This window comes from Micromonospora arborensis, assembly GCF_003205615.1.
Lineage (GTDB): Bacteria > Actinomycetota > Actinomycetes > Mycobacteriales > Micromonosporaceae > Micromonospora > Micromonospora arborensis.
Map to the genome: position 1 here is coordinate 97373 of NZ_PYBV01000002.1, position 26005 is coordinate 123377.

The window sequence follows — 26005 nt, forward strand, 5'->3', positions numbered from 1 at the left end:
GACAGCAGCGAAGCCGACCATGCTTCTCCTTCACGGAACTCGTGGCGTGCCGGTCCGAGGAGCCTGACCGCGTCTCGCATTCTAGACGAGAGTGGCCCGCGTCGGTCGATGGCAAAGCCGCGCCGGGAACGTGCATCATGGCCGGTCAGACTGGATTCAGTGGAGCGCCGATTCTGCTCGCCGGCCGGCCCCGGGAGTCCGGAGACGCGCGTCGACATCGCCTGGCACGCCGTCCCGAACCAGGCACCGGTGGAGTCGACGGAGCATGCCGCGGGGCTCGCTCCGTCGATCAGTAACGATGGATCACCCGTTCATAGGATCGACAGGCGCGCGGACCTGACCGAATCTCAGTCAGTGCCGAACGCTTCCTTTTCCACTCCGGAACAGATCGCGGCGGAACTCGCCAAGCTGAATTATCTGGCCGAGCCCGGACTGGCGGCTGCGATCTTCCTCGCGAAGAAGCTGAAATTGCCGCTGTTCCTCGAAGGCGATCCCGGCGTAGGGAAGACGGCGCTGGCCAGGAAGGTCGGCCTGCTACTGGGCGTCGAGCCGATCCGTTTGCAGTGTTACAGCGGCATCGACCGATCGCAGGCCCTCTATGAGTGGGATTTCGCCCGGCAACTGCTGCATCTGCGCGGCACACCCGACACCAAGTCGATCTACTGCGAGGAATTCCTGATCGCTCGGCCGATTCTGCAGGCCGTGGAGAAAAATCCGTCGGTGCTGCTCATCGACGAGATCGACCGTGCCGATGACGAGTTCGAGGCGTTCCTGCTCGAAGTTCTCGAAGGTGACACCCTCAGCATTCCCGACTATCGGACGATCGTCATCAAGGAGCCCCCTTTCGTCATCCTCACGTCCAACGGCACTCGGGAAGTACACGGGGCTCTCAAACGGCGGTGTGTCTACCACTGGATCAGCCATCCGACCCGAGAGAACGAGGCGGAGATCATCCGGTTGAACGTTCCGGAGGTGGCGAACACCCCGCTGGCCGGGCAGATCGCGGCCGCCATGGCCCAGTTACGGCAACTGCCGCTGGTCCGGCCCCCCGGGGTCGCCGAGTCGATCGCCTTCGCCCGCGCCGCGCTCGCACTCGGCCGCAACACCGTCGCCGAAGCCGCCGACGACGCGCTCGGGGTGCTGGTCAAGCAGCACGAGGACGAGGACGCCGTCCGAAGCGTCCTCCGGTCGGCCCGGTGACCTCCGGCCCCGACCCGGTCACGGATCTGGTCGGGTTCGTCCACCGACTACGCGCCGACGGGGTCCGCGTCGAGGTGGCGCGGGTGGCCACCTCGCTGCGCGCGCTCGGCGCGTTCGAGCGGCTCGACCACGAGGACATCTACTGGGCGACCCGGCTGACCCTGTGCTCACGGCACGAGGACCTGCCGGCCTTCGACGCCGCGTTCGCCGCGTGGTTCGGCGTCGCGGCACCGACGGCCACGTCCGCCTCCGCACTGCCGGGTCCGGCGGAGAACGGTGAACCGACGGACGACCCCGAGGACGAGGGCGAGGACCTCGACACCGAGGGGACGACTTCCCGAGCCGGGTTCGCCGAACGGTTGGCGACGGTCTCGCCGTGGACGCTGAACGACCTCGAGCGCGCCGAGGTCGCGTCATTCATCGAGGCATTCACCAGGTCGGTGCCGCTGCGCCGGACGATGCGCCGCACCACCGGCGGGCGGCGGAACGTCGACGTGTCACGCACGGCGCGAACGATGATGCGCAACGCGGGTGAGCCGACCCGTCTGTGGTACCGCCGACAGGCCCACGCTCGACGCCGTCTGGTCCTGCTGGTGGACGTCAGCCATTCGATGCGCGACCACCGGGGCCTGCTGCTCCGGTTCGGCTACGCCGCGGTCGCCGTCGCCCCCATGACGACCGAGGTGTTCACGTTCGGCACCCGGCTCGACCGCATCACCCGGCAGTTGCGGTCACCCGATCCGCAGGCGGTGATGCACGCGCTGGCCGCCCGCCGCTCGGACTGGGACGCGGGGACCCGGCTCGGGGCCACGATCACCTCCTTCAGTCAGATCTGGGGCGGACACCGCATGGTGCGGTCGGCGAATCTGGTGATCGTCTCCGACGGGTGGGAGTTGGCCGACCCAACGCCACTGGTCGCACAGGTCAGTCGACTGTCCCGACTGGCGCACCGGGTGATCTGGGCCAACCCGCAGGCGGGGGCGCCCGGGTTCACGCCGACCGCCCCGGCGCTGCTGGGCAGCCTGCCGTACGCCCACCTGGTCGCCACACCGGACGCGGCGGCCCTGCGCTCACTCGCCGGCCTGCTTGGTTGCCCTGCCTGTGGGCCACGCTGCCAGCGTCACCGCGAACTCAGGAAGTGGAGTGTTCCGACGTGACCCACGCCCTCGACTGCACCGTGCGTCGCGCACTGGCCCGCGACACCATGCTCGGGCTCGCGCACGACGCCGAACAGGCGATGATCATCGTGCGGAAGGAGGACCACGTCGCGGGAATGCTCGACAACGAGCAGGAGCTGCTCCAGACCGCCGTCGATCGCTACCTGATCCAGTCGAAGACCCGTCGCCGCTGGCCGACCGGGGAGGTCGACCACGACTGGTCGTTCCGCAGCAGCGGCCACGCGAACGCCGCCACCATTCTCCGGTTCTGCGACCACCTCGGCCGCCCCCTGCCCTCGGCACCGGCCATCGAAGGGTTGTACGAGGCCGCGCTCGCCGAACTCCGCCCGACCGACGGGTCGGTGCGGGACCCGTCGGCCGAGGTCACCATCACCTACCGGCTCGTGCGCAGCCTCCGGGCGGCGGGGCGGCCCGCGGAAGCCCTGGCGCTGTCGGCGACCCTGGACCGCGAGTTCTTCAACGGCAGCGGCGCGGAAACCCGTGCCGGGGACGTCGACTTCGAGACCGGCGCCTGCCTGCTCGCACTGGGCCAGGCCGGGCAGGTCCACTCTGCCCTGGGGGAGTTGACGCAGACCTACTGGGAGTCGACCGAGGCCCGGCACTACTCGACCCGACATCGCCACGGCTTCATCCTGGCGCTGGCCGACCAGGCGACCGACCACACCCAGGACGCCGTCACGCGGATGGCGCAGGCGCTGGAGCACCTGGTCGAGTACCGCATCGCCGACACCCGACACGACGTGTACGAGCTGTCGCTGACCCTGACCCTGGCGGAGCTGTCGGCCCTGTCGGCGGACGGCAACGAGCGGGCGGTCGTGCTCGCCGAGCGGGCGCTGGGGATCGCCGAACGGGTGCGGGGCCGGTGGGGCGTGATCTCCCGGGCACGCACGCCGCTGTCGGCCGCGTTCCGACGGGTGTACGGCGACGTCGCGCTGCTGGCGTCGCGACTACGCGGGCCCGAGGCCGCCGAGATCGGGCTGCGGGTGTGCCTCGCGGCCAAGCAGACCGGGTTGGCCGCGCAGATGCGGGCCGAGGCGTCCCTGTTGCCCACCCAGCTTCAAGGGTTGGTCGACGAGGTGCTCCGAGCCGAACAGGTCACGCCGCTCGATCCGAGCGCGGATGCCGAGGCGGTACGCCGGCAACGCGATGAACAGGAGCAGAGGCTCGCCGAACTGCACCGGCGGATCGAGAAGCGGGTCAACCCGATCCTCGCGGAGCTGACGCTGCCCACGCCGACGAACCTGACCGCCCTGCTGCGGGCGGTCGGCGACCGGCACGCGCTGGACTTCGCCGCCCTGCCGGACACGCTGGCCGAGGAGGCCAACTGGTTCCGCACGTTGACCTCACCGGGCGGCGGTGTGTTCTTCGAGCCGTTCGACCCGGGTGACGATCTGGCCCGGTACGTCGACGGCCGGCGCGGCCGGAACCCCGGCGCCGAGCTGGACCTCCACCTCGGCGCCCCGGACTGGCACCGGCTGGGCGTCGACATCCTCCCCGGCGAACTGCGCCACCGGCTCGCCGCCGCCGTGGACGAACCGCTGGAGTTGGTGGTGTCGGCACATCGGGAACTGTGTCTGCTGCCCTGGGCGGCGCTGATGGTGGACACCAGCGGAACGCGCCTGGTGAGCCGGGCCGTCCTCACCCAGACGCCGGTGCTGACCTGCCTGTCGGACGCACCGCCGCCCCCGGTGTCCGGCCCGGCGCTGGTCCGGCTGGTGTCGCGGGCGGAGCAGGGCGCCTCGATCGAGCAGGAACGGCTGGCCTGGGGCCTGGGCAAGCCCGAGGACGGGAGGGTCCCGCTGAGCCTCCGCACACTCGACGGGCAGTCGCTCGACCTGCGCCACTCCCCCCGCATCAGCGCGGCCCTTCGGAACAGGGCCGACTATGGGTTGATCCACATCACGACGCACGGCAGCGGCCACGGCCTCGAGCAACACCTGTTACTCCCGGAGGAGATCGCCACCGCGGGCCGGTTGTCCGCAGGGTACGCGTTGGCTCTGCACTGGCCGGAGTCGACGCTGATGGTCTCCTGCCAGGTCGGCGCGGTCACCAATGTGGAGGACACCGAGCCGGTCGGTCTGGTGGTGGCCGTGCTGACCGGTGGTGGGCGATGCGTCGCGGCGGCGATCGAGGAGGTGGCGAATCTCCCGGCCGGCCGGATGGCCGCTCGCCTCGTGGAGCTCATCCGGCGGCCCGGGGTCCGGCTGGACCACGCGCTCCGCCTCGCCCAACTGTCCTTCACACACGAGCCGGTGGCCAACTGGGCGCTGTTCAACGCGTACGTCAGATAGGGCGTTCCCGGCTCACCGGCCGTCCCACGACGGCCGACACCCGCTCGGCCCGGCCCGGCTCATCGGCGTACTTGTCGAGGATGAACCATCGTGCGCGCCAGGCGCGGTACCCCGGTGTGGCGTCGAAGGCCACCCGGCACGCCTCGACACCGTCGAAGAAGTTGGGCATGATCGCACCGCCGAATCCGCGGAACGTGCTGCGTTGCGTCTCCCGCCCGTGCCGGTCGACGATCGTCTCCGTCAACCAGGCGGACATGGCCTCCACCGCGGCATCGTCGAGCACCTCGTGCGACAGGCACGGTGCGAACGTCAGCGAACTGGGCAGCCGCCGGCCCGGCATCAGCAACGCGGCGGCCAACCGGATCTGGACGACCGCGAGCTTGAGGTCGTCCCGCAACTCTCGCGGCTCGCCCTTGCTGTTCGTGACCGGTCGCTCCACGTACCCGTACGCCTTGTCGAAGCGGGCGCACAGACTTTTTCGGCTGTCGTCCCAGGAGTCGTCGTCACCGAGTGGGAAGTAGCCGAGCCGCTGCATCTCCGGGTACAACCCCAGCACGAGCAACACGGCCCGCGCGGTCATGATCCCCGGGTTGACGAAGCTCAGGTGCTGGGCGAGGCGCTCCTTCGTCGGCTCGTCGACGAACTTGTGCTTCGCGACGCGCTCGGCCGCGACGAGGGCCTCCTCACCCCGGGTAACTCCCTCCTGAAGGTCACTGAAGATCAGCTGAACGCGCTTCTCACGGCTCGGCCGGTCCGCGTCCTCGTTGCCGGTCGCGAACTCCTCGGCCCACCGATCGATCACCCGCTCGGCGATCCGGCAGGCGGTGCCGGTCTCGGCCAACTCCAGCTGGAGCAGGATCTCGTCGAAGTGGAGTTCGATCGAGGCGAGCTGGGGGGAGGTCCGCTCCCGGTGGTAGGTGAGGTGGTCGGCGTGACGGTTGCGCGCTTCCGCGTGGACGACCCGCGCGCGGCCGAAGGACTCCATTGTGTCTTCTTTCGACTCCGCCAGCGCCAGCGCACGGAACGCCCCCAGGGCCCGAGGGGCGAACTCCGGCCAGGGCAGCTTCCGGGCGGCGTTGGTGACGCGCAGGACGCGCTCGTGGTTCACCCGCGCGGCCACCTGCGCGTCGCCGCCGACCTCCTTGAACCGGTTCGGGATGCGGTTCAGGGCGGCCCACGTCGCCTCGTACAACAACCAGCCCATCAGCGGCAGCAGCTCGGCGACGTCGTCGGGCGGCAACTGGGGCGTCGGATCGCGCTGGTACGCGGCGACATCGGCCTCGATGGCGCTGACGAGGTCGTCGTCGCAAGGAATCTCGCGTCGGCGAAGGGCAAGGCACAGCTCTTCGAGACGCGCGGCGCTCATGACGTTCACGGATGCTCCTCTGGTCGTCGGCAATGCTCGGGGTGGGTCAGCGCAGCTCATGTCGTGCTCTCCTGACCCGCCAGCCGAGCCAGGCACCGAACGCCGCCGCCGCGGCGATGGCCGACGCGACGCGGCTGACCGGGGCGGACGGCAGCTGCGCGGTCTGCCACCGGACCAGCCAGGTCCCGACGAACCAGGTCACCGACGCGGCGAACCCGGCGGCCGCGATGCCGACCCAGATCCGCCCCCAGATCTGGGACGTCGAGCGGAGCGCCGCGGCCAGCAGCAGGAACAGCCCCCCGGCGGCCACCGAGACGATGAGCGGAGCCTGCAGCGAGGCGTACATCGGCCAGTCGTGATTGAGTGACTGCGACGCCGCCAACAGCAGGCCGACTGCCGCGATCACCGAGGTGTGCAACGCGCTCAGGAACTCGCTGCGTTCACTGATGTCACGGAGCCGCTGCTCAAGGTCGGCCGAGCCGATCTGAGCCATCGGGTGGGCGTACGCCACCGTGTTCCGCCCCAGGTCCGCCGCATCGTTGATCTCGGTGATCAGCCGAGCCACGTACTCCTGGTCTCTGCCAATCGGGCCGGCCAGGCCCTCGACCCAGGCGTGCTCGTCCCGCACCGGCATGTCCTCGGCCCAGTACTCCAACCAGATCCGGGCCTCGTGGGCCGCCGCCTCGACGGTCCGGCACATGATGCGGAGGCGGGCCGCACCGGCCGCGACCAGCGCCGTCTCCCGTTGGAGGTGTCGAAGCATCCGTTCCCGGGCCTGGCTCGGTTCCGGGTCGGTCTGCTCACGGCGCTCGAAACGCGACGCCAGGTCGTAGAGCCTGGCCGGTCGGTCCTGCGAACGGCGCTCTTCGAACCGGCGGGCCTCGTGGCGGACCTTGGCCAGCTGCCAGAAGTAGCCGGGCAGCGGCCGAAGGTCTCCCTCGATCGGCCATACCCAGTCGTCGCTGACCGCCCCCTTGGCGGTGGGTGCCAGCAGCACGACGACCCGTTCCAGTCCGTCGTCGGCGGGGGCGGGAACCTCCCACAGGTAGAAGCCGGGAAGCGGCTCGGTGGGAGTTTCCGTCCGGACCTCCGCCCCGCCCGGCAGCGCGGCCGTCACGGCGGTGGCGAGCTGATCCACCTCAGCGTCGCCGTCGTACAGGGCATAGAACAGCCGCACCCAGCCGACGCAGTCCTCGTCCGTCACCGAACCCGCGGCCTGTCGCCAATCCCGGTCGAGCTCCGGCCAGTCCGCCGAGCCGTCCTCCGGTGCCAGGCAGACCAGGAAGGCGTCCAGGCGGGGCGAGGCGAAGCGCAGCGCCTGCCAGACTCCCTCCCGTGGGGCAGAGAGAAGTTGCGTGGTCCGGATGCCGCCGGGGCGCACGAGCGGCAGGCTACCGCTCTCCTCCATGCCCAGCGTCCTACACGCGGCGGTGATCCGCTCGGCGACGTCGGTGTGCCAAAGGCCGTCGAAGTAGGTGTAGACGTGCAGCGCGTACGCGTGCAGCCTTAGCGACGCGGATCGGCGGCCGGTGGTGTCTTCCCCGCCTTCGCCTGCTCCAGGCGCTCGGTCAGACGCTCGGAGTGCTCTCTGATCCATTCCGACTGCCTCGTCTTCTGCACCTCGGGGAGTTCCTCTGTCTTGTTGTGCAGAGATTGGAGAGCCTCGATCACCTGCCGACAGCGCTGGATCTCGGCCAGGTCACCCCGATCGAGGGCCGCGCCCATCAGCGACATGTAGTGAACGAACTTTTCCCATTTCTCCGGCGTCAGAGTGGACTCGCCGACGTCATTCACCGCGTCGATGGCGTATTGAAGGATCTCCGTCGGACCAGGCGCACCGAAGTCATTCATCAACATTCACGATAGCGGATTACCTATCCGCCGAAGTCGTCCGTCGGAGGCGCACCGATAACCCAACGGTCGTCGACCGGTACCCGGTTCGGTCACGCAATGCGGGACGTTCGGCCTCCGGCGATTCCGGCAGACTGCGGCCAGCAACCAGGCCGGCACCTGTTCACCCAGGTCACCGTGCATTCGGCCAGGTGCTGCGCGGATTGTCCGGCCGGGTCGAACGGGAGCCCCGGGCCGTCCGCCACCGTGATCGAGGGCGCAGCAAACCCTTGCACGCACATTGTCGGCTAACCGACACCCTATCCCGGCGTCTCCTCCGGGAAAGAAGACCGTCGGTCAGAAAGAGCAGTTGACGAGATCGCATTCCGGGCCCAGCCGGATACCGAAACGCGCTTCGACACCGGCTCGAATGTGGGCCGCGAACTTCATGACCTCCGACGTGGTGGCACCACCCCGATTGGTCACCGCCAGCGCGTGCCGACTCGACAGGGCCACCGTGCCGTCTCCCCACTCGAGACCGTAGCCGCGGGAAAATCCGGCCCGCTCGATCAACCAGGCCGCCGGCAACTTGGTGCCCTTGACGTCCGGATACCGGGGACACTCCCGAGCACTCTCCGGCACCTCGGCGAGGACGGGGTTGATGAAGAACGATCCGACACTCCAGGTGTCGTGATCCTCAGGGTCGAGAACCATGGCCCGGCTGCGTCGCAGGACGAGCACCGCCTCGCGTACGTCGGCCGGGGACGCCGTGCCGCCGACCTCGATGCCCAGTCTCTTAGCGAGTTCGGCGTACTCGATCGGCCGCGACTGGCCGCTGCGGCGCAGGCGGTAGGTCACCTCCACCACGACCCACCGGTCGCTGTGCTTGAAGACGGACTGTCGGTGGCTGCCGAACCCGCAGCGGTCCGGGGTCCATCGCTCGACGCGGCCGGTCTGCCGGTCGTAGACGGTGAGCGAGTCGAGCACGTCCGAGGTCACGGTGCCGAACGCACCGACGTTCTGCACAGGTGTGCCCCCGACCAGACCGGGGATGCCGGACAGGGCCTCCAGGCCGGACAGCCCCGCCTCGACGGCGGCCTTGACCACGTTGTCCCACTCGACGCCGGCGGCGACGGTCAGCAACTCTCCGTCGATGCCGAACTCCGAGGTCGCCATCCTGACGACGGTCCCGTCCCAACCGACGTCACCCACCACCAGGTTCGACCCGCCTCCCATGACCAGTAGCGGATCACCGGCGGCGGTGGCCTGGCGCAGCAGTTCGACCGCTTCGGGGGTGGTCTCCGGGACGTACAGGCGCCCGATCGGACCACCGACCCGCATCGTGGTCAGGTCAGCGAACGTGATTGTCACCGTGCCAGCCTACTGATCGGCGTGCCGAAGCTCACGGCCTCCTCGCGGGCGGGCCGTCCGTCAGGACCCGGACGTCGACCGGAGGCGTCGGGCCGCGATCTGGACGGCACTCTCGCACATCGCGTGGCGGTCGGCCGTCGGAATCCGCCGGAGACTGAGGCCCGCGAGAATGTTCACCGGCCACGACGTGATGCTCTCCGGCTTGCTGCCGTTCACCTCGAGAAACAACTCCACGTCGTACTCGTTCGAGGTCCGCGTGAGGTAGTCCTGGACCACGGCGAGGAGGGCGTCGGCGAGCGCCTGCGCCACCGCGTGTCCGTCGCTGACGTCGATTGTTCTTCCGGCGGCCGTCAAGATCCGGTCCTGCAACATCTTGGCGTCCATGGCCGCCATTCGGTACAGGTCGTCGGAGGACATTGGACTGCCGGTTTCCTCGATCACAGCTGGCACATCCCGTCGAACCGGCCCCCGAGATCGCAATGCCACGGCGTTCCGAGTGAGTGCTCGTGGAATCGGTGCGGGTGACGCATGGTGATGGTCTTCCCGTGGGTGAGAACGGCAGTATTGAACCGTCACTTTCCCGTCCAGGCAATAGCACCGTCGGAATTCCGTCACGTGCCGGTCCGCGGGACGGCGTCCGATCAGAACGGTCCGCGAAGCACGGCGAGTGTCGCGTCGTCGTGCCGTTTGACCGGGCCGCGCCCCACTCGCGCCAGCAGGTCGGGACGCTCGGTCTCGTACCGCCGGACAGCGTCGATGACGGCGCGCGGACCAGACCGCTCGGCGATCTCGAACACGTCGGTCCACCCGAGCTGGAAGAACTCGGTCAGTCGCGAGATCCCGTCGGTGCACAGCAACAGCCGGCGCAGCCCGGCACGCGCCACGCTGCCGGTCACGGCCTCGGCCGCCGCCGCCGGATCGGTCGACGCCACCCAGAAGCCTCCCGGCCGGTTGCGGAGTCGACCCACCGTGTGCCGGTCATAGGCTGGCAGAGTGTCGGTGCGGTCGTCACGGACGACGGTGAGGCCGTTCCCGTTCTCGAAGACCACCGACGAGTCGCACAACACCAGATAGTCCACCTGCTCACCCCGGGCACGCACGATGGCGACGGTGGACGATGGACTGTGCGGGTTCGACAGGTCGCAGCGGCCCGCGTGGCAGCCGCGCGCCTCCTCGATGGCGGTGGCCAGGATCAGCTCCAGCGACACCGTCGGCCCGGCCGTCAACGCGCGAGCCAGACAGTCGCCCAATTCCCGCACCAGCCAGGCGGGACCGTGCACACAGCCGGTGTCGAGGTCGGGCAGTTCGGTGACCCCGTCCAGCACGATCGCGTAGTCGGCCGTCGTGACCACGTGGTCCTCGTTCGGCCGGTCCGAGCCGGGCGCGGTGGCGAAAGCGAAGTCCAAGACAGTCCTCACCGGGGGCTGCGCGGCCGGCTGCCCCGCTCGTGGCGAGGGGAGAGGACGGCAGCCCGCTCAGCCGACCAAAGTCTCCGCGATGGCCTCGCGGAACACCTCTGAGCGGTGCTCGTAGTTGCGGAACCGACCATAGCTGGGCGCTGCCGGCGACAACAGCACGACGCCGCCGGCCGGGGTGATCTTCCGGGCGTGCCGCACGGCGGCCGTCAGGTCGTCGACGATCTCGCAACGCACCCCGGGCAGCCCGTCCAGCGTCTGGACGATCCGGGGGCCGCTGTCCGGAATGCCGATCACGGCGATCTCCCGCTCCGCCAGATGGTCGCGCAGCGGGCCGTAGTCCACGCCCCGGTCGTTGCCACCCACGATCACCGTCAGCGGTCGCCCGTCGTACGCGTCGATCGCGTGCATCGCCGCGTACGGGCTGGTGGCCAGGGTGTCGTCGACGAACGTGAGGCCGGACGGGTCGACAATCTCGGTGAGCCGGTGCGCCAGCCCCTGGAACTCGGCGACCGCCACGGCCAGGGTGTCCTTGCGGGCGACGACGTCGACGCCGAGCGCGTCGAGCACGGCCAGCACCACGCACAGGTTGCTCTCGTTGTGCCGGCCGACCAGCGGCAGCACCGCGCGCGGGAAGAGCGGGTGGCCCCCCAGATGGAACCAGGGCGTCCCGTCCGGCCCGACGTCGACGTGGGTGGTGTCGGGCAGACCTGCCCGCACCACCGGGCGGTCACCCAGCTCCGCGATGAGCCGCGGGTCCGTGCCGTTGACCACCACGGTCGCCGGATCGTGGGCGATCAGGTTGAGCTTGTCCCGGTAGTACTCCCGCTCACCGCCATGCGCGTCCAGATGTTCGGGGAACAGGGCGGTGACCACGGCGACATGCGGCGAGTCGGTAAGGTCACTGCACTGGTAACTCGACAGTTCCAGCACGTAGAGGTCCGCCTCCGGCAGCTCCAGCGTCGGTACGCCGATGTTGCCGCCGAACAGGTTCGGTCGCTCGACCGCGTTCAGCAGGTGGCTGGTCAGACTCGACGTGGTGCTCTTGCCCTTGCTGCCGGTGACCCCGACGGTGCGGGCCGCGTGGTCGGCCATCCAGAGCGCGGTGCCCTGCGTGACGGGGATACCGCGTCTGCGCAGTTCGACCATCCAGGGATGCGTCTGCGGCACCCCCGGGGAGCGGATCACCACGTCCGCCGCGACCAGCCGAGCGAGCCCGTCGGCACCGGTCACCAGCGGCGCGGCCTGGGCGATCGGCCCCTCCCACGGCAGCGACAGGAAGTTCGTCCGGTCGTCCACGGCGACCAGGCTGGCCGGGCCGTGCGCGGCGACGGCGGTGACGGCGGCCACGCCCTCACGGCCCGTACCCCAGACGGCCACGGAGCGTCCGCGCAGGTCAGCCAGGTGCACCTGTGATCTCCTTGCTCGCAACCGGACAAGCTCGGACTAGTATGACCTGTGCCTAACGGACAACTGCGGCGGATGGACGCCTTCACCTTCCCGTCCTACTCGATCGACTTCGCCACCGGCGAGGTGTTGTTCGACTACGCGCTGACCGGCCCGGACGGTGAGCAACGGTTCACCGAGGCGATCGCCCTTCCACTGCCGGCGGAGCCGCCCTCGGACGAGACGGTGGCGACCCTGGGCCGGGTGTTGGAGGTGCTGCACCTCGTCGCCGGGGTCAGCTACTACAAGGCCGCCGCGCCGCCCCGACTCGTGCTGCCGGCGCCGCTGGGGGCGGCCACCGTCGACTACGTCACGGCCGTCTACACCAAGGGCCTCGCCGAGTACGCGTACCGCAACCAACTGCCGCACGTGCTGGCGCTGCGCCCGGAGGTTCCGGTGGGTTCGCCGGAGCCACCACGGGTGTACGACGACTCCGACCGTCGTCCGCTCTCGGCGGTCGGTGGGGGCAAGGACTCGATCGTCAGCCTGGAGGCGCTGCGCCGCGCCGAGTTGGACCCGGTGCCGTTCTCGGTCAACCCGAACCACGTGATCGTCTCGGTCAACGAGGCGTCCGGGCTGACCCCGCTGGCCGCCCGACGCCGGCTCGACCCGGTGCTGTTCGACCTGAACGCGGCTGGCGCGCTCAACGGGCACATCCCGGTCACCGCCATCAACTCACTGATCGCCGTGGCCACCGCGGTGCTGCACGGGCTGGGTCCGGTGGTGATGTCCAACGAGCGCTCGGCCTCCGACCCCAACCTGGTCTGGAACGGTCACGAGATCAACCACCAGTGGTCCAAGGGCGTCGAGGCGGAAGGGCTGCTGCGGACGGCGCTGGCCGAGCACGCGGGCCTGACCGAACCGTACTTCTCACTTCTGCGCTCGCTGTCCGAGCTGCACATCGCCCGGCTGTTCGCCGAGATCACCCGGTACGACGACGTGGTGACCAGCTGCAACGCCGCGTTCAAGCTGCACGACGCGAGCGAGCGTTGGTGCCGCGACTGCCCGAAGTGCCGGTTCGTCTTCCTGGCCATGGCGCCGTTCATGCCGCGGGAGCGGGTCACCCACATCTTCGGCGGCGACCTGCTCGCCGACCCGGAGCAGATCCCCGGCTATCGCGAGCTGCTGGGCGTGGACGGGCACAAGCCGTTCGAGTGCGTGGGCGAGGTCGAGGAGTCGGTAGTGGCCCTCGGCCTGCTCGCCGAGCAGGACCAGTGGCGCGACGCCCCGGTGATCCAAGCCCTGGTCGAAGCCGTCCCGGAGACAGCCTGGTCCGCCGTGGCCAAGTCCGACGTCTTCACCCCCGGTGGCCCCAACCACATCCCACCCACCTACGCCAAAGCCCTAACCCCCCTCACCTAACAGCCCCCTCCCACCCTGCCCACCCCCACCACCCTGCGCCCCCCACCCCACCCATCCGGGTGATCAAGAGGTTTGCGTCATCGGGAGCGAGATTTCTGACGCAAACCTCTTGATCAACATGGGGAAGGCAGGGGGTGGGGTTGGGGGCCGGGGGTGGGGTTCAGGGGGTGCGGACTGCTTCTAGGGCTAGCAGGGCTACGTGTAGGGACAGGGATGCCTCTACCGAGTCGAGGTCGACGTCGAGGATGCGGGCGATGCGGGCCAGGCGTTCGTAGAACGCGGGTCGGGACAGGTGGGCGGCGGCGGCGCCAGCGGTCTTGTTGCGCCCCTGCTCCAGGTACGCACGCAGGGTGTCGAGCAACTGCTCCCGGGGGTGCCGGGCGTCGTACTCCAGCAGGGCACCGAGTTCGCGCTCCACGAACGTCTGCAACCGGGGCTCGTCGCGCAGCAGGTGCAGCAGCCCGGCCAGGCCGACGTGCGGCAGCCGGAAGATCGGCAGGTCCCGTCGGTCCCGTCGGGCCGCCTCGGCGATCTGCCGCGCCTCGACCAGTGACCGTCGCGCCTCCCGCAGGTTGCTCACGCCAGAGCCGGCGGCCACGATGACCCCACCCGGGCCACCGCCGGCACCCCGGAACGGGTCAGCACCGCCTGCCACCCGACCGGCATCTGCACCGCGCGCCGACCGAGACGCCTCCGCACCGAACGGCCCCCGAGACGCCTCCGCACCGAACGGCCCCCGAGACGCCTCCGCACCGGACGACGCCCGCGACGCCTCCGCACCGAACCCCGACCGGGACGCCTCCACACCGGACGTCGACCGGACCGCCTCCGCGCCGGAAACCGACCGGGACGTTTCGGCGCCGGACGGTGCACGGCCGGTGCCGCCGTCGAGGCGTACCCGACGAAGGGCGCTGGCGAACGCGGACAGCGCGCGGTCCTCGGCGGCCGGGTCGGTCAGGGCCAGCAGCGCGCCGACCGAGTGGTCGTCGACCGCGCTGGTCAGCGCGGTCAGCTTCGCCTCCCGCAGCGCCTGACCGACCGCCTCGGACAGGTCCCGTAGTCGGGCCTGTCCCGCGTCCGGGCCGCTCTCGCCGGCCGGGTCCTCAGCCCGGTGTCGGACCATCACGCCGACGAGGTGCCGGCGGTCGAGCACCACGCCGAGCGCCCTGGCCCGCAGCGCGACCTCGTCCACCGGCCGGGAGTGGTCGAGGAGTGCGGTGAGCAGGGTGCGGTGGATCTGCCGTTCCAGCCCGTCGTCGTCGCGACGGACCAGTCGACCCAGCGCGAGGGCGGACGCGGCCCGCTCGATCAGGATGGTGAGCCGGGTGGGCGGGCCGGCGATCGGCTCGGTGGCCTGGGCACTGGGCACGTCCCCGCTGGCGGGCCAGCGCAGCAGCAGCCGACCCCAGTCCTGTCCCCGCGCACCGACGGCGGTCACCAGCCAGCCGCTGTCCGGGTCGTACGCGGTGCGCCCGACCGGCCGGATCCGCCGGGAGTGCTGCTCCCAGCCGTCGAGCAGCATTTCGGCGCTCTCCCCCGCCGGGTCGTACCCCAGCACCTGCCGGGACAGGTTCTCCAGCACCACCGGGCAACCGGACAGCCCGGCGGTCTGCCGGATCACCTCGGCGGCGTCGGCGCCCTCGACGGACAGATCGTTGAAGCGCTGGTGGATCTCCTCGGTGGCGCGCAGCTCGGTGAGCTGCGCGTCGATGATCAGCGCGTGCACCGCCTCGGTGATCGGAACGAACGGGGTGGCCCGGCGCAGCTCCACCAAGGGCAGCCCGCGGCGCTCGGCGGCGGCGACCATCACCCGGGGCACGCCGCTGACGTAGCGGCGGCCCAGCTCGACGACGAGCCCGGAGACGCCGACGTCGGCCAGGTCCCCGATGAACGCGCGCAGCCCCGCGTCGTCCCCGGGCAGGCCGATGCCGGTGGTGAGCACCAGTTCGCCACCGCCGAGCAGGGTGGCGATGTCCGGCACCTCGGCGACGTGCACCCAGCGGACCGGCCGGTCCAGCCCGGCGTCCCCGGCGACGATGCGCGGTGCGCCGTGGCGGACCGGGTCCAGGGCGAGGACCTCACGCACGGTAGGGAACACGGCCGACACGCTACCCTCCGTGACGCCGGATCTCGACATTCGCCGGGCGACGTCACGGAGGGTCAGCGCGGCTTCGCTCAGTCGACGCCGAACTCCATCGCGGCGCGGTCGAGCGCCTCGTCGTCTGCGGAGGAGACGCCCCGGGAGGCGATGGCCTCCGCGCCGCCCTGCGGCATGGCACCGATCAGACCGGTGGAGGCCGCCTGTGCGGCGCCGACCATCCGCTGGGGGGTTGCCCCACCGACCATGCCGAGGTTGGCGTACTGCTCCAGCTTCGCCCGGGAGTCGGCGATGTCGAGGTTGCGCATGGTGAGCTGGCCGATCCGGTCCGACGGGCCGAACGCCGAGTCTTCGGTACGTTCCATCGACAGCTTGTCCGGGTGGTAGCTGAACGCCGGGCCGGTGGTGTCCAGGATCGAGTAGTCCTCGCCCCGGCGCAGCCGCAGTGTCACCTCGCCGGTGACGGCCGTGCCGACCCAACGTTGCAACGACTCGCGCAGCATCAGCGCCTGCGGGTCCAGCCAGCGCCCCTCGTACATCAGCCGGCCCAGACGGCGGCCCTCGCTGTGGTAGTTGGCCAGGGTGTCCTCGTTGTGGATGGCGTTGACCAGCCGCTCGTACGCGGCGTGCAGCAGCGCCATCCCGGGTGCCTCGTAGATGCCCCGGCTCTTGGCCTCGATGATCCGGTTCTCGATCTGGTCCGACATGCCCAGGCCGTGCCGGCCGCCGATCGCGTTGGCCTCCAGCACCAGGTCGACGGGGCTGCCGAACTCCTTGCCGTTGATCGTGACCGGACGACCCTGGTCGAAACCGATCGTGACGTCCTCGGCGGGGATCTCCACCGACGGGTCCCAGAACCGGACTCCCATGATCGGGTTGACCGTCTCGATACCGGTGTCGAGGTGTTCGAGGGTCTTCGCCTCGTGCGTGGCACCCCAGATGTTGGCGTCGGTGGAGTACGCCTTCTCGGTGCTGTCCCGGTACGGCAGACCGCGTTCGAGCAGCCACTCCGACATCTCCTTGCGCCCACCGAGTTCGGTGACGAAGTCGGTGTCGAGCCACGGCTTGTAGATGCGCAGCATCGGGTTGGCCAGCAGGCCGTACCGGTAGAACCGCTCGATGTCGTTGCCCTTGAAGGTGGAGCCGTCGCCCCAGATCTGGACGTCGTCGGAGATCATCGCCCGCACCAGCAGGGTCCCGGTGACGGCCCGGCCCAACGGGGTGGTGTTGAAGTACGCCCGCCCGCCCGAGCGGATGTGGAAGGCCCCGCAGGTCAACGCTGCCAGGCCCTCCTCGACCAGGGCGGCGCGACAGTCGACCAGGCGGGCCAGCTCGGCGCCGTAGCTGAGCGCGCGGCCGGGCACCGAGGCGATGTCGAGCTCGTCGTACTGGCCGATGTCGGCGGTGTAGGCGCAGGGAATTGCGCCCTTGTCGCGCATCCACGCGACCGCGACCGAGGTGTCGAGGCCGCCGGAGAAGGCGATGCCGACACGTTCACCGCTGGGCAGAGAGGTAAGAACCTTGGACACGGGGAAAATTATGCAACAGAGCGCATGAGCATGCAAGCCGGCCCGAACTAATCGAGCGGATCGTCGCGGCCCAACTCCCAGAACGCCACCGCCGCGGCGGCGGCCACGTTCAGCGAGTCCACCCCGCGCCGCATCGGGAGCCGCACCCGCACGTCACTGGCGCTCTGCGCCGCCCCGGTCAACCCGGGCCCCTCCGCACCGAACAGCAACGCCGCGCGGGCCCGCTCGGCCGGGGAGAGCCGCTGGATCGGCAGGGCGTCCTCCGCCGGGGTCAACGCCAGCACCGTGAAGCCAGCCTCCCGCACCTGCTCCAGCCCGTCCGGCCAGCGGCTGAACTTGGCGTACGGCACCGCGAAGACCTCGCCCATGCTGACCCGCACGCTCCGCCGGTACAGCGGGTCGGCGCAGGTCGGCGACAGCAGCACGCCGTCGATGCCGAGCGCGGCGGCACCCCTGAACACCGCGCCGAGATTGGTGTGGTTGTTGACGTCCTCCAGGATCACCACCCGGCGCGCGGCGTCGAGCACCTCGGCCGCCGTCGGCAGCGGGCGGCGGTGGAACGACGCCAGCACCCCGCGGTGTACGTGGAAGCCGGTGGCCCGTTGCAGCACGTCCTGCGTCGCCGCGTAGACCGGCGCGTCGCCGGTGTCCAGATCGGCGAGCTGGTCGATCCGCTTGGCGTCGACCAGGTACGACCGGGCCGGGTACCCGGCGCGCAGCGCCCGGCGCAGCACCAGCTCACCCTCGGCGATGAACAGGCCGTGCGGTGGCTCCCAGCGGGTGCGCAGCTCGACGTCGGTGAGCGCTCGGTAGTCGGCGATCCGGTCGTCGTCAGGGTCGGTGATCTGGTGGACGGGCACCCGACGATTCTGCCGGACGACGAACCTCGCTCACCGATGCCCGCCTGGCGGGGCGTTTTGTCCGAGGAAGAAGGGGAATGACCGGCCGTGTAGCCGACCCGACGGGAAGGACCAGCCAGGTGAGCAGGGACCACACCGCACCGGGAGAAGCAGGTGCACTACCCCGGCGCCCGACCGTCGCCGACCACATCGTGTCGCGGCTGTTCAGCTGGGGGGTGCACCGCTACTTCGGCTACCCCGGAGACGGCATCAACGGCCTCACCTCCGCGCTGCAACGCACCAACCAGCGGGCCCAGTTCATCCAGGTACGCCACGAGGAGACCGCGGGTTTCGCCGCGTCGGCGCACGTCAAGTACGGCGGCGGGCCGCTCGGCTGCGCGCTGGTGACCAGCGGGCCGGGCGCCATCCACCTGCTCAACGGCCTGTACGACGCCAAGCTCGACCACCAGCCGGTGATCGCCCTGGTCGGGCACACCGCGGTCACCGCCGAGGGCGGCGGCTACTACCAGGAGGTCGACCTGCTCGCCCTCTACAAGGACGTGGCCGCGGCCTTCCTCGCCCAACTCGACCATCCGGCACAGGTCCGCCACCTCATCGACCGGGCGTGCCGCACGGCGTTGGCCCGGCGTACCGTCACCGCCCTGATCCTCCCCCTGGACCTGCAGGACGAGCCGGCCGTCCCGAACCCACCGCACGCGCACGGCTACTACCAGACCAGCAACGTGCCGAGCAGTACGCCCACGGTGCCACCGGAGGCGGACGTACGCCGGGCGGCCGAGGTGCTCGCCAGCGGGCAGCGGGTGGCGATGCTGGTCGGGCAGGGCGCGCTGGGCGCGACGGACGAGGTCCGGGAGATCGCTGATCGGCTCGGCGCCGGGGTGTCCACCGCACTGCTCGGCTTCACCGCCGTCGACCACCGCGAACCGTGGGTCACCGGGGCGATCGGGCTGCTCGGCACCCGACCCAGCTGGCAGTTGATGACCGGCTGCGACCGGCTGCTGATCGTGGGCAGCAACATGCCGTACTCGGAGTTCTACCCGCCGCCCGGTCAGGCCCGTGCGGTGCAGATCGACCTGGACGGCACCCAACTCGGCCTGCGGTATCCGACCGAGGTGAACCTGACCGGCGACGCCCGCCCCACGCTGCAGGCGCTGCTGCGCGAGCTGGGCCCCGGCCCCGGCCCGACCGCCTGGCGGGCGGAGATCGCCGCGGCCACCTCGGCGTGGCGTCGAGTGCAACGCGACCTGGCCGAGCAGCCGGCCGACCCGGTCAACCCGCAACTGCTCTTCCACACCCTCAATGAGCGGCTGCCCGACGACGTGCTGCTCGCCGTCGACTGCGGCACCGCCACCGCCTGGTACGCCCGCCACATCCAGGTCCGCCCCGGGATGCGAGCCAGCCTGTCCGGCACACTGCTGTCGATGGGCGGCGCCATGCCGTACGCGCTCAGTGCCAAGTTCGCCCACCCGGACCGCCCGCTCGTCGCGTTGATCGGCGATGGCGCCATGCAGATGAACGGCGTCAACGAGCTGATCACCGTGGCCAAGTACTGGCGAAGCTGGGCGGACCCGCGATTCGTGGTGCTGGTGCTCAACAACCGGGATCTGGCGTTCGTCAGCTGGGAACAGCGCTCCTCCGAGGGGACGCCGATGTTCCCGGACAGCCAGCAGTTGCCGGACATCGCCTACCACCAGTGGGCACAGGTGCTCGGGCTGCAGGGTGAGCTGGTCGACTCGCCGGAGCAGGTGCCGGACGTCTGGGATCGGGCACTCGCCGCCGACCGGCCGGTGGTCATCAACGCCCTGGTCGACCCGGCCGAGCTGATGCTCCCACCGCACTTCACCGCCGAGCAGGCCCGCAAGACGGCGGCGGCGGTGCTGCGCGGCGACACCGACTGGGCCGGCATCATCCGCCGCGGCCTACCCTCAACGCTGGCGAGCTACCGCCCCCGCCGCCGCGAGCGCTAACCCACCCCACCCCCACCCCACCCCCACCCCACCCCACCCCCACCCCGCGATCTTGCACTTTCTGTTGCGACAAAAGGTATTAAATAGGGCGAGTCGGCAACCGAAAGTGCAAGATCGCGGGCGCCTGCACGCCTGGTCTGGCATCACGCGTTTGGTGCGCCTGCGGCGCGCTCGAGCAGAGCCGGCAGGACCGTGGCGATCAGGACGCAGCCCGAGACCACGGCGCCCAGCACCGTCCACGGCACGTCGAGCGGAACGGGGCCGGCCACCCGCAGCAGGGCCACCAACAGCCCGCTCAGCCCCGCCGCGGCGACGGCTGCCGCAAGCACCACCCCGACACCGACGGCGACCAACGACTCCGCCAGCGCGTACCGGAGCACCTGGCCACGATCGGCGCCGAGCAGGTGCAGGGTTCGCCGCTCGCCGGCGCGGTCCGGTGCGCCCATGACCAGGGTGTTCACCAGCGCGATCGTGGTGTAGGTCAGCAGGATCCCGAGGACCATCAGCAGCCCGAGGCGGCTCGCGCTCGCACTCCCGGCGGCGGCCGCCGCCGACCACTGCCGCTTGCTGACGACTTTGGCGCGGTGCGTCTGGGCGGCTCGGCGCAGGGCGGCCTCCACGGCGGCCGGGTCGGCGCCGGAGCGGACCTCGACCAGGGCCGTCGACGGCAGGCCGGCGCGGGCGTTGCGTTGATTCACCAACGCGGCCGTGGCCGTGGCCGCACCGGGAGAAAGTAGCCGAATCACGCGCAGCCGGGTCTCGGTGCCGTCGGCCAACCAGACCCGGGCCGTGTCACCCACCCGGTATCCCCAGTCCGGCTCCGGGACGATCGCGTCGTCCGGTACGGACTCCACGCCCTGCGTCGGGCGCCGGATCAGCACGGTGTCGCCCTCAAGCGTGTAGACGCTGGTCTCGGTGACGGTCGAGACGTCGGCACCGGGAACGGACCGCAGGCTGGCCGTCAGCTCGGCGTCGAGCCCCGCGGTGCCGTCGGGCAACACCAGGTAGTCGGCCTGCACCGACTTCGCATCGGCCACCGCTTTCGCGGCGTCGGTCATGGTGGAGGCGGCGAGCAGCGCCGCGGGCAGTGCCACGGTCAGCAGTACGGGCGTCGCGAGCGCTGCCGTACGCCGTGCCGAGCTTGCCGCGGCGGCCGCCACCAGCATGCCGATGGTGCCGCCCAGCCGCTCGAAGGGTCGCGTCAGCAGTCGGGCTGTTGGCCGGACCACCGCGGGGGCGAGCAGCGCGGCGGCCGCGATCAGCAGCATCAACACCGGCATGTAGGTCTTACGGTTGGTCGCCGAGCCGGGATCGAAGACGGCGGTGACCACCATGGAGACCAGCGCGGTGGCCAGCGTCCCGAGGCCCAGCACCCAGCGGCTCAGCGGCATCGCCTGCGCCTGCGCCTGGGCCTCGCGCAGCGCCTCGACAGGCCGGACCCGGCTGGCCCGCCAAGCGGCGGTCACCACGGCGAGCAGAGCGACGAGGATGCCGGAGGCGAAGGAGAGATACGCCGGTACGGCGGAGTCGCTGACTGTGTCGATCCAGTCCGGGGCCATGCGGCGGGCCACGAGCCAGTCGAAGAGGGCCGGGGCGGCGTACGGGCCGGTGACAGCGCCGACCCCGGCCGCGAGGACGGAGACGACCAGCGCCTCAAGGTAGATCATCCGGCGGATCTGGCCGGGTGTGGCCCCGGCCGCCCGCAACAGCGCCATCTCCCGATGCCGCTGGCCCACCGCGAATGCGAAGGCCGCGGCCACCACAGCGATCGAGATGAAGATGGCGAAGCCGAGGGCGATGCCCACGATGGTGTTCGCGTTGTTGCGAGCGTCGCCGTCGCTCTCCCGGTTGGGGTCCAGCCGGGCACGCTCGTCGGAGACCAGCACCCGGGCCTGGGCACCGACCGCCGCGCGGACGTCAGCCTCCGGCTGCCAGCTCAGTAGCGCGTCGATGCGCGGAGAGAGCTGCGCCGCGCGGACGTCGGTGAAGAAGACGGAGTTTTCGCTGCTGGGGCTAATGACGCCGACGACGGTGTACGCGCGGACCCCGGCCGCCGTGATCACCTGCGTCCGGTCGCCCGGCTGCGCGCCGCCGCTGACGACGATCTCGTCGTCGGCCGCCGGCGCCCGGCCTGCGACCAGATGCCCCCCGGCAGCCCGCAGGGCCGACCAGGGTCGCCCGACACTCCCGCCGGGACCGGTGGCGAGCGTCGCCGGGAAGACCCGGTCGACGACCGCGTGCGGCAACGTGGCGGCCACCGCGGCGGACACCCCCGGTGGCTGGGCCAGCGGCACCGTCTCGGCGCCCTGCCAGGTCGGCACGCTGAGTTCACCGAGGCTCACCACGACCACCGGGACGTCCGGATAGCGTTGCGGTTCGCGGTCGGCGGCGCCGGCCGTGGTGGCGAGCACCTGGCCGAGCGCGGCGACCAGCGCCGATCCCAGGGCCAGAGCCACGAACATGCCGACGAACGACCGCCACCGGACCCGCAGCGTCGCCAGCGAGAGCGTCAGCATGCGGCCGCCTCCAGCCGCGCCAACTGCATCATGATGGCCTCCGCGGTCGGCGCGAGAATCTCGCCGTCGATGCGGCCGTCCGCGAGGAAGAGGACCCGATCGGCGTACGCGGCGGCGTGCGCGTCGTGGGTGACCATCACGACGGTCTGCCGGCGCTGGTCGACCAACTCGCGCAGCAACCGCAGCACCTGCTCGCTGGAGCGGCTGTCCAGCGCCCCGGTCGGCTCGTCGGCGAAGAGCACCGTCGGCGCGGTCAGCAGCGCCCTGGCAATCGCGACGCGCTGCTGCTGCCCGCCGGAGAGCTCACCCGGCCGGTGCCCGCCGCGGTCGGCAAGTCCGACAGCGGCGAGGCTGGCAAGCACATCTGAGCGGCTGGGACGGCGCCCCGCGAGCCGCAACGGCAAGGCCACGTTCTGTTCGGCGGTGAGTGCCGGCATCAGATTGAAGGACTGGAACACGAAGCCGATGCGGTCACGCCGGAGCAGGGTCAGCCGTCGCTCACTGAGCACGGTCAGGTCCTGTCCGGCGAGGCTGACCCGTCCGGAAGTGGGCCGGTCCAGGCCGGCCGCGCACTGCAGGAGAGTGGACTTGCCGGAGCCGGAGGGCCCCATGACGGCGGTGAAGGATCCGGTGTCGAAACTGACGGAGACACCGGCCAGAGCGGTGACCCCGTTGGCGAAGCGCCGGGTCACCTCGCTGATCTCGACGACGGGTACGGAAGGCATGCACCGACGCTATGAAGATCCGTTCCCGCGAGGTACCGGACACGTGACTGGTGTAGTTTCCGATCTCATGCTGTTGGGCCGCGATGCCGACCGGGCGGTCCTGCGGACCGCCGTGGAGCAGGCACGCGCCGGTCGCAGCGCCGCGCTGGTGGTACGCGGCGAGCCCGGCATCGGCAAGTCCGCGCTGCTGGACCACGTCACCACCGGCCCGGGACTGACCGTGCTGCGCTGCGCCGGGGTCGAGTCCGAGGCGGAGATTCCGTTCGCCTCTCTCCACCTCCTGCTCTACCCGGTGCTCGGCCGCGCGGAGACCCTGCCCGAGTTGCAGCGCACCGCCCTGCTCGGTGCGCTCGGGGTGGAACCGGCCGCCGGTCGGGACCCGCTGCTGATCGGCGCCGCCGCGTTGACGTTGCTGGCCGACCTGGCCGAGAACGAGCCGGTGCTCTGCCTCATCGACGACGCGCACTGGCTCGACGAATCCTCCGCGCGGACACTGCGTTTCGTCGCCCGTCGACTGCACGCCGACGCGGTTGCGATGATCTTCGCGGCACGCCCCGAGTTCGACCCGGCGGGTCTGCCCGAGCACCGATTGGACGGGCTCGGAGCCCCGGCCTCCGCCGCCCTGCTGGACCGCTGGGCTCCCGACCTGGACCATGCGGCGCGGGAACGGATCATCCAGGACAGCGGGGGCAACCCGCTGGCACTGCGCGAGCTGCCGCATCTGGCGGCCGAACAGGCGCACCTGCCCGCGCCGCTGCCGCTGTCGCGGCGCCTCGAACATGCCTTTGGTACGCGCATCGCACGGTTGGCCCCCACCGCGCGTTCCGTGCTCGCCATCGCCGCCGCCGACGAAACCGCCGGGCTCGGCAACCTGTTACGTGCCGCCGCCGCCAGGGGGATCTCCCGCGACGCCCTACGCGCCGCCCTGGCCGAGGCCGAGGAGGCCGAACTACTGCGGGTCTCCGCCGGCCGGGTGGTCTTCACGCATCCGTTGCTGCGGGCCGCCGCCTACCAGCAGGCCGGAATCGAGCGGCTGTCCGTGCACCGGGCGCTCGCCGAGGCCGTCGCCGCGGACCCGGATCAACAGGCCTGGCACCTTGCCGCGGCGGCGACCGGCCCTGACGAGACCACCGCCCACGCACTCGAACTCGCCGCCGAGCGGGCGCAGGGCCGCAGCGGATACGCCGCGGCAGCGGCGGCACTGGAACGCGCCGCCGACCTCAGCGGCGATCCCGAGCAACGCGCTCGCCGGCTCATCGGGGCCGCGGTCGCGGCAAACCAGGCCGGACAGCAGCACCGCACCCAGCACCTGCTGGACCAGGTTGGCGAGACTCCCAGTGACCCGCTCCGAGCCGCCCGCTACCACGAACTGCAGGCCCGGGTCGCCTTCGAGTCCGGCGATGCCGCCCGGGCACACGACCTGCTGGTGGCAGCGTCCACGGCACTCACCGACGTGGACCCCGTCGGGGCGCAGGCCGTCCTCATCGACGCCGCCCGCAACGCCTGGCAGCTCAGCGACCCGCCCCGCGTGGCCGACGCGGCCGCACGGCTGGCGAAGTTGGGCCCCGCCCCGGACAGCCTGGCGGCGGCGGTCTCCGCCGTCACCGGAGCCGCGACCCTGCTCACCGCCGGCCCGGCGGATGCCCTACCCGTGATGCGCCCGCTGGTCGCCGCGGGACTCCGATCCCAAGGCGCCTACGCCCTGCGGCTCAACGCCGCGTTCGTGGCGGGCATCGTCGGAGACTTCACCGCCGGCGGCAGCATCGCCCGGCAGGTCGTCGACGACTGCCGCGCCGCCGGCGCGGTCGGCTGGTTGCCACTCGCACACGTGACCCTCGCTACCGCCGAGCTCTATCTCGGACAGTTCCGCAACGCGGTCGCCTCCGCCACCGAGGGCCTGCAACTGGCCGACGACACCGGCCAACCGAACCGCGCCGGATACCTGGAGGGCGTGCTCGCCTGGATCGCCGCCGTGCAGGGCGACGAAGACAACTGCCTGCGTTTCAGCGGCCAGTGCCAGGACGGCTTCGCCACCCACCGCATCGCCAATGGCCTTGCCTGGGCGGTCTGGGCCCGGGCGATGCTCGACCTCGCGCACGGCCGCACGGCCGAGGCGCTGGCCCGGCTCGACGCCGCCCTGAACGGGCCGGTGCGGCACCAGGCCCACGCCGTCTACTTCGCACCCGACCAGGTCGAGTGCGCCGTACGCCTGGGTGAGCCGGAGCGCGGCCGCGCGGCGAGCGACCGGTTCGGCGCGTGGGCCGATGCGTCCGGACAGGACTGGGCACGGGCCGTGTGGCACCGCTGCCAAGGCATGGTGACCGTGGACACCGATCTCGCGGACCACCACTTCGCGGCGGCGTTGCGCGCGCACGCGGACGGCTCACGGCCGTGGGAGATCGCCCGTACCCACCTGTCGTACGGCGAGCGGCTGCGCCGCGACCGACGCAAGAACCAGGCCCGGTCGCACCTGAGGACCGCACGGGAGATCTTCGAGCGGCTGCCGGCACAGCCGTGGGCCGACCGGGCTGCCGCGGAGTTGCGTGCCGCCGGCGAGCAGACCACGTCCGCCCCAGCGGTCGACCTGCTCGCGGCCCTCTCGCCGCAGGAGTTGCAGATCGTCAAACTGGCGCACACCGGGCTGACGAACCGCGAGATCGCGGCGCAGCTCTTCCTCAGCCCGAAGACTGTCAGCTACCACCTGTATCGGGCGTTCCCGAAGCTCAACGTCGCCAACCGGGGCCAGTTGGCCCGCCTCGACCTGGGGGTGTGAGCAGAGCAGGTGCGACGATCGGCCTAGGGCGTGTCCTGCCGATCATGACGCCAGTGACGGCGGCGATGGCGCGAAGGT

The 26005-nt window shown here is 71.0% G+C and carries 18 protein-coding genes; 6 read left to right on the forward strand and 12 right to left on the reverse strand.

The window, feature by feature from the left end; translation table 11 throughout:
- The first annotated feature begins 159 nt into the window (after positions 1-159).
- Genes C7C45_RS01505 through C7C45_RS01515 form a run of 3 tightly spaced genes read left to right on the forward strand, consistent with a single transcriptional unit; the run spans position 160 to position 4669 of the window.
- Positions 160-1200 (forward strand): AAA family ATPase, encoded by a 1041-nt coding sequence (locus C7C45_RS01505; RefSeq protein ID WP_244200183.1) that lies wholly within the window; start codon positions 160-162, stop codon positions 1198-1200.
- Entirely contained in the window at positions 1197-2357 is a 1161-nt protein-coding gene (locus tag C7C45_RS01510; protein ID WP_110561795.1) for a vWA domain-containing protein, read from the forward strand. The genes C7C45_RS01505 and C7C45_RS01510 overlap by 4 nt, the downstream gene beginning before the upstream one ends.
- Complete coding sequence (locus tag C7C45_RS01515) at positions 2354-4669, forward strand: CHAT domain-containing protein (protein ID WP_110561796.1); 2316 nt, start codon at positions 2354-2356, stop codon at positions 4667-4669. Before C7C45_RS01510 ends, C7C45_RS01515 begins: the two co-directional genes overlap by 4 nt.
- On the opposite strand, the gene C7C45_RS01520 is transcribed toward C7C45_RS01515, so the two are convergent.
- From C7C45_RS01520 to murD, 7 genes are all read right to left on the reverse strand, one after another.
- A complete protein-coding gene (locus C7C45_RS01520; RefSeq protein ID WP_110561797.1) occupies positions 4662-6044 on the reverse strand; it encodes a hypothetical protein in 1383 nt (460 codons plus the stop codon). The genes C7C45_RS01515 and C7C45_RS01520 overlap by 8 nt on opposite strands.
- 37 nt (positions 6045-6081) lie before the next feature.
- Positions 6082-7632 (reverse strand): CATRA conflict system CASPASE/TPR repeat-associated protein, encoded by a 1551-nt coding sequence (locus C7C45_RS01525; RefSeq protein ID WP_244200184.1) that lies wholly within the window; start codon positions 7630-7632, stop codon positions 6082-6084.
- Positions 7542-7886, reverse strand: coding sequence for a CATRA system-associated protein (locus tag C7C45_RS01530; RefSeq protein ID WP_146247225.1), 345 nt, complete (start codon positions 7884-7886; stop codon positions 7542-7544). Before C7C45_RS01530 ends, C7C45_RS01525 begins: the two co-directional genes overlap by 91 nt.
- A 336-nt stretch (positions 7887-8222) precedes the next feature.
- Complete coding sequence (locus C7C45_RS01535; RefSeq protein ID WP_110561800.1) at positions 8223-9236, reverse strand: UDP-N-acetylmuramate dehydrogenase; 1014 nt, start codon at positions 9234-9236, stop codon at positions 8223-8225.
- 60 nt (positions 9237-9296) lie between these two features.
- Positions 9297-9677 (reverse strand): hypothetical protein, encoded by a 381-nt coding sequence (locus C7C45_RS01540; RefSeq protein WP_110561801.1) that lies wholly within the window; start codon positions 9675-9677, stop codon positions 9297-9299.
- Between the two features lie 200 nt (positions 9678-9877).
- Positions 9878-10654: a protein phosphatase 2C domain-containing protein gene (locus C7C45_RS01545; RefSeq protein WP_208641030.1), complete on the reverse strand. Its 777-nt coding sequence runs from the start codon at positions 10652-10654 to the stop codon at positions 9878-9880.
- A gap of 57 nt (positions 10655-10711) precedes the next feature.
- Positions 10712-12061, reverse strand: a complete 1350-nt coding sequence (gene murD, locus C7C45_RS01550; protein ID WP_110561803.1) for a UDP-N-acetylmuramoyl-L-alanine--D-glutamate ligase — start codon at positions 12059-12061, stop codon at positions 10712-10714.
- Between the two features lie 48 nt (positions 12062-12109).
- Here murD and C7C45_RS01555 point away from each other — a divergent pair, with 48 nt between their 5' ends.
- Positions 12110-13459, forward strand: coding sequence for a MurL-like N-terminal domain-containing (locus C7C45_RS01555; RefSeq protein WP_110561804.1), 1350 nt, complete (start codon positions 12110-12112; stop codon positions 13457-13459).
- Between the two features lie 160 nt (positions 13460-13619).
- On the opposite strand, the gene C7C45_RS36010 is transcribed toward C7C45_RS01555, so the two are convergent.
- The 3 genes from C7C45_RS36010 to C7C45_RS01570 form a co-directional block, all read right to left on the reverse strand.
- The gene (locus C7C45_RS36010; RefSeq protein WP_167454604.1) at positions 13620-15557 is read right to left on the reverse strand and encodes a PucR family transcriptional regulator; all 1938 of its coding nucleotides are present in this window, start codon (positions 15555-15557) and stop codon (positions 13620-13622) included.
- 77 nt (positions 15558-15634) lie between these two features.
- The gene (gene argG / locus C7C45_RS01565) at positions 15635-17086 is read right to left on the reverse strand and encodes an argininosuccinate synthase (protein WP_110561806.1); all 1452 of its coding nucleotides are present in this window, start codon (positions 17084-17086) and stop codon (positions 15635-15637) included.
- A gap of 47 nt (positions 17087-17133) precedes the next feature.
- A complete protein-coding gene (locus tag C7C45_RS01570; protein ID WP_110561807.1) occupies positions 17134-17946 on the reverse strand; it encodes a TrmH family RNA methyltransferase in 813 nt (270 codons plus the stop codon).
- A 119-nt stretch (positions 17947-18065) separates the two neighbouring features.
- On the opposite strand from C7C45_RS01570, the gene C7C45_RS01575 reads away from it, so the two are divergent.
- Positions 18066-19913, forward strand: coding sequence for a thiamine pyrophosphate-requiring protein (locus C7C45_RS01575; RefSeq protein WP_110561808.1), 1848 nt, complete (start codon positions 18066-18068; stop codon positions 19911-19913).
- A gap of 143 nt (positions 19914-20056) precedes the next feature.
- Here C7C45_RS01575 and C7C45_RS01580 read toward each other — a convergent pair whose 3' ends face one another.
- Together C7C45_RS01580 and C7C45_RS01585 are read right to left on the reverse strand one after the other, a co-directional pair.
- Positions 20057-22429, reverse strand: a complete 2373-nt coding sequence (locus tag C7C45_RS01580; RefSeq protein ID WP_110561809.1) for an ABC transporter permease — start codon at positions 22427-22429, stop codon at positions 20057-20059.
- The gene (locus tag C7C45_RS01585) at positions 22423-23154 is read right to left on the reverse strand and encodes an ABC transporter ATP-binding protein (protein ID WP_110561810.1); all 732 of its coding nucleotides are present in this window, start codon (positions 23152-23154) and stop codon (positions 22423-22425) included. Before C7C45_RS01585 ends, C7C45_RS01580 begins: the two co-directional genes overlap by 7 nt.
- 67 nt (positions 23155-23221) lie before the next feature.
- Between C7C45_RS01585 and C7C45_RS01590 the strand changes: the two genes are divergently transcribed.
- A complete protein-coding gene (locus C7C45_RS01590) occupies positions 23222-25927 on the forward strand; it encodes a helix-turn-helix transcriptional regulator (protein ID WP_167454605.1) in 2706 nt (901 codons plus the stop codon).
- Positions 25928-26005: the final 78 nt, after the last annotated feature.